This window comes from Komagataeibacter kakiaceti JCM 25156, assembly GCF_000613305.1.
On sequence record NZ_BAIO01000388.1, the window covers coordinates 1 to 2,277 of the forward strand.

A 2,277-nucleotide genomic window follows, 5' to 3' on the forward strand; every position below is an offset into this window, starting at 1 on the left:
GATGGCGCGTCGATCCATGCGAACCCGCCCCCCGCCACCGGAACCGGACAGCCGGAGGGGGCGCCAAGGTCCAGCGGCGTCACCGTGCCATCATGGATGGAAACCAGCCGGGCCTCTCCCGCCGCGATCACCATGGCCAGAATATCGCCATTGGCCAGCGGCACGTAACTGCGCAGGCCGAACACCCAGTGCGGCTGGCCGATTTCGGCCTGCATCGGCGCCAGCGTCTTCGGCGCGCCGAAGGTGGTGTCGAAAGCGTACAGGTTCCACCAGCCACTCCGGTCCGACAGCGCCAGCAGGTGGCCGGTCGTGTCCCAGCATGGCTCGATCACGGATTCCGCCAGCCCCTTTCCGCCCGCGGCAGTCCAGGGGGCGGCCAGACGGGGCGGGTCATCACCTTCGCACAGCAGGCTGGCAATACGCAGCCGGGTCGCATCCCACGGCATGGCGGGGTGATCCCACTCGATCCACGCCAGGTACCGTCCATCGGGCGAGGGACGAGGCGAAGACAGGAAATCCGGCCCCATCACCAGCGGCACGCCGTCATTGAAGGCCGGATCCCCCGCCACGGTGCAATCCAGCGCCACGATGGCGGCGGCGGGTTCCTCATCCACCGCGCGATGATCCTCACGCACGCAGAACAGGAAGCGGCCATCGGGGCTGAAGGTCAGGTCAGCATAACGCAGCCCCGCCCGGGCACTGAGACAGCGCGGATTTCCATTTTCCAGCAGCCACACGCTGCCATCGCGGCGGTTGCTGAAGGCGATGCGCCCATCGCGCACCGCATAGGCCCCGCCACCATATTCATGCACGCGGGTGCCGACATCGAACGGGGCAGGGGTCACATCGGCCACCACATCCCCCCGCGCGCGGACCAGAACCCGGCGGCCACCTTCCGCCGGGCGACCTTCGATCCAGTAGATATCCCTGCCGTCCACCCGCACATCCGACAGCGCCACCGTCCGCCCCGCGACAAGGCCCGCGCTGACAGGCGAAGGCCATGTGCCATAGGGGCGCACATCCGGAGCCGCCTTAGCGCCTGTGGGGGACTGGATCATATTCGTACTCCTGCCATTTGTGCGTGACAATGGGATCGGGATTGCGCAAACCGTGCTTCACGGTCTGGCTCCGTAATTTACATAACCTTTTTCTTTCTGACAGGTAGTCCGCTGCTCCAGCATCTTGAACAACTTTTCCAGCATTACGGATATGGTGTGATCGGGGTCATCGTCATGCTGGAGAGCATGGGCGCGCCCCTGCCGGCCGAGACCCTGATCATCTCCGCCGCGATCTATTGCGCCGCCACGCACCGGCTGGATATTACATGGGTCGCGACGGCGGCCGCCATCGGCGCGATCATGGGAGACAATTTCGGCTACCTGATCGGCCGCTGGCTGGGCTACCCGCTGCTGGAGCGCAAGGGCGCGCGGATCGGGCTGACGCCACGCCGCCTGCAGACGGGGCGTTTCCTGTTCCTGCGTTACGGAGGCGTGATTGTCCTTTTCGGGCGTTTCCTCGCTATCCTGCGCATGTTCGTGGCCCTGCTGGCGGGGGCGAACCACATGCCATGGCCCAGCTTCCTGCTGTTCAACGCCCTGGGGGGCGTCCTATGGGGGGCGGGGTACGCCTATGCGGCCTATTATCTGGGCCACCGGATCCTGCGCATTTCAGGCCCGGTAGGCATGGCGCTCGCGGCGGGGGGCGGAATCATGCTGGTATGCGCCTTCTTTTTCCTGCGCCGGCATGAAGCCCGCCTGACCGCCGAGGCCGAGGCGGCGGCGGAACGCGAACTGATCCAATCCGGAGAACAGGCGGACAGATGACCAGACACTGGACACTCCAACAGGCCCCCCGCATGGACGGCCGCCTTGCCCTTGTCACCGGGGCCACCGGCGGTCTGGGCTACCAGACAGCGCTTGGCCTTGCGTCACGCGGGGCGCGCGTCATGCTGACGGGCCGCAACGCGGAAAAGGGGCAGGCCGCCCTTGCCCGGCTACGGCAGGAACAGCCTGGGGCGGATGCGTCCTTCCGGCTGCTGGATCTGGCCAGCCTGGGTTCGATCGCCGCCTTCGCCCATGAACTGGCGCAGGAAACCGACCGGCTTGACGTGCTGGTCAACAACGCGGGCGTCATGGGCACCCCGACCCGGATGGAAACACGCGACGGGTTCGAACTTCAGTTCGGCACCAATTTCCTTGGCCCCTTCGCGCTGACCGCCCGCCTGCGCCCGCTGGTCTGCGCGGCGGATGGCGGGGGCCGGGTGGTGACGGTGGCAAG

At 66.8% G+C, this 2,277-nt stretch carries 2 protein-coding genes and 1 pseudogene; 2 read left to right on the forward strand and 1 reads right to left on the reverse strand.

Annotation, left to right across the window (positions count from 1 at the left end):
• Window positions 1-1,058, reverse strand: a pseudogene (locus JCM25156_RS14170) (S9 family peptidase); the annotation flags it as partial.
• 156 nt (window positions 1,059-1,214) lie between these two features.
• Between JCM25156_RS14170 and JCM25156_RS14175 the strand changes: the two are divergent.
• Window positions 1,215-1,823: a DedA family protein gene (locus tag JCM25156_RS14175; protein WP_025813596.1), complete on the forward strand. Its 609-nt coding sequence runs from the start codon at window positions 1,215-1,217 to the stop codon at window positions 1,821-1,823.
• Window positions 1,820-2,277, forward strand: a 458-nt coding sequence (locus JCM25156_RS14180; protein WP_025813597.1) for an SDR family NAD(P)-dependent oxidoreductase, incomplete at its 3' end; no start/stop codon positions are given. The genes JCM25156_RS14175 and JCM25156_RS14180, both read left to right, overlap by 4 nt.